The organism is Streptomyces sp. NPDC059567 (assembly GCF_042735655.1).
In the GTDB taxonomy this organism is placed as follows: Bacteria; Actinomycetota; Actinomycetes; order Streptomycetales; family Streptomycetaceae; genus Streptomyces.
Map to the genome: position 1 here is coordinate 1 of NZ_JBHWBS010000135.1, position 2,552 is coordinate 2,552.

General features: G+C 74.2%; 2 protein-coding genes. Both read right to left on the minus strand.

Features of this window, described 5'->3' with window-relative positions; translation table 11 throughout:
• Positions 1-141: 141 nt before the first annotated feature.
• On the minus strand, positions 142-960 hold the full coding sequence (locus tag ACFVZW_RS34515) for an RNA methyltransferase (RefSeq protein ID WP_329122738.1): 819 nt from the start codon (positions 958-960) through the stop codon (positions 142-144).
• Positions 961-1,026: 66 nt separating this feature from the next.
• Entirely contained in the window at positions 1,027-2,265 is a 1,239-nt protein-coding gene (gene cobA / locus ACFVZW_RS34520) for a uroporphyrinogen-III C-methyltransferase (RefSeq protein WP_384530015.1), read from the minus strand.
• Positions 2,266-2,552: the final 287 nt, after the last annotated feature.

A 2,552-nucleotide genomic window follows, 5' to 3' on the forward strand; every position in this document is an offset into this window, starting at 1 on the left:
AGGCCGGATCGGGGAGCGGCGTCTGGTGCCGTGGATCGCAAGGCGGAGGAGGGAGTCAACGCGGAGCGTTGGCGACCGACGACAACGCGGCGAGGCGCGGTGCCAGACGCCGCGAGCCCGGCATGATCGACAAGACACCCCCTAGTCCTGGGGCCGGCCCGAGGCGACCGCGTAGAAGGCGACGGCCGCGGCCGCGCCCACGTTGAGCGAGTCCACGCCGTGCGCCATCGGGATGCGGACCCATTCGTCCGCCGCCCGCAGCGCCTGCGTGGAGAGGCCGTCGCCCTCCGCTCCGAGCATCAGGGCGGCTCGCTCCAGCTTGTGCGGGGCCGCCACGTCGATCGGGGACGCCTTCTCGTCGGGGGTGAGGGCGAGGAGCTTGAAGCCCGCTTCCCGTACCGCCTCCAGGCCACGCGGCCAGGTGTCCAGACGGGCGTACGGGACGGAGAAGACCGCGCCCATGGAGACCTTCACGGACCGGCGGTAGAGCGGGTCCGCGCAGTCCGGGGAGAGCAGGACCGCGTCCATGCCGAGGGCGGCGGCGCTGCGGAAGATGGCGCCGATGTTCGTGTGGTCGTTGACCGACTCCATGACGGCGACCCTGCGGGTGGTGCGGAGCAGGTCCTCGGCGCTCGGCAGCGGCTTGCGCTGCATGGAGGCGAGGGCGCCACGGTGCACGTGGTAGCCGGTGACGCGTTCGGCGAGCTCCGGCTGCACCGCGTACACGGGCGCCGGAACCTCGTCGATGACGTCGCGCATGACGTCGACCCACTTGGCGGACAGCAGCATCGACCGCATCTCGTACCCGGCCTGCCGGGCCCGGCGGATGACCTTCTCGCCCTCGGCGATGAACAGGCCCTCCGCGGGCTCGCGTCGGCGCCGCAGCTCGACGTCGGTCAGCCCGATGTAGTCGCGCAGGCGCGGGTCGTCGGGATCGTCGATGGTGATGAGTTCGGCCACGAGGTGATACTGCCTTGTCCGGGGTGCGGTGCCAATGTGCGCGACAGGGGGTTCGGTCACCCCTGGTTACTTCACGAGCTTGTCGGGGCCCTCGCCGACGACCTCTCCGATGACGATGACGGCCGGCGGGCGGACCTCCTGCGCCGTGACCGTCTCCGCGACCGTGGCCAGCGTGGCGTCCACGCGGCGCTGGGCGGCCGTGGTGCCTTCCTGGACGAGGGCGAGCGGGGTCTCGGGGGCCTTGCCGTGGGCGATCAGCGCCTCGGCGATCTTCCCGATCTTGTCGACGCCCATCAGGATGACGAGCGTGCCGGTGAGCTTGGCGAGCGACGCCCAGTCGACCAGCGAACGCGGGTCGTCGGGGGCGACATGGCCGCTGACCACCGTGAACTCGTGCGCCACACCGCGGTGGGTGACCGGGATGCCGGCCGCACCGGGCACCGAGATCGAGCTGGAGATGCCCGGGACGACCGTGCAGGCGATGCCCTCCGCCGCCAGCGCCTGGGCCTCCTCCATGCCACGGCCGAAGACGAACGGGTCGCCGCCCTTGAGTCGTACGACGGACCGGCCGGCCTTGGCGTGCTCGATCAGCGCGTTGTTGATGGCCTCCTGGGCCATGAACCGGCCGTACGGGATCTTCGCCGCGTCGATCACCTCGACGTGCGGGGGCAGCTCGTCGAGCAGGTCGCGCGGGCCCAGGCGGTCGGCGATCACCACGTCGGCCTCGGCGAGCAGCCGACGGCCGCGGACCGTGATCAGGTCCGGGTCGCCGGGGCCGCCGCCGACCAGCGCCACGAAGGGGGTGCGGGAGCGGTGCTGCGGGGCCGCGATCGAGCCGTCCCGCAGGCCCTCGACGATCGCGTCGCGCACGGCGGCGGAGCGGCGCGGGTCATGGCCGGTGAGCACGGCGACGGTCACGCCCTCGCTGCGGCCGGTCGCCGGGGTCCAGGCGGTGGCCGCGTCGGCGTCGTCGGAGCGCACGCACCAGGTCTTGGTGCGCTCGGCCTCGGCGGAGGCGGCGGCGTTGGCGACGGGGTCGCTGGTGGCGACGAGCGCGTACCAGGCGTCGGCGATGTCCCCGTCCTCGTAACGACGCCTGACCCAGGTGATCTCCCCTGCCTCGGCCATCGCCTCGACGGAGGGGGTGGCGGACGGGGAGACGAGGGTGATGTCGGCGCCGGCGGCGATCAGGGCGGGGAGCCGGCGCTGGGCGACCTGGCCGCCGCCGAAGACGACGACGCGGCGGCCGGAGAGGCGGAGTCCGACGGGGTAGGCGGGGTGCGCGGCGGCGGCGTGCTCGGCCATGGGTGTGCGGCTCCTCGGAGGGGCGAAGCGTGTGCGGGGCCGCTGCGGCGGTGAAGCGGCTGGTGGGGCGCGGTTCGTTGACCGGTGCCAACGATATCGGTGACCGGGGGTGGGCGGCCTGTGACGGATGTCCCTCAGGGCGGGGCCCTCGGTCCCGGCGGCCCTTGGACACGCGCCGCACCCCGTGGACCGGTGGGCCCCCCCCCCGCGCGGGCGCGGCCGGGGGGGCGGCGCCGCGCCGGGGGGCGGGGGCGCGGGGATAGGCGACAGACCGCCCCGCGCGCGTC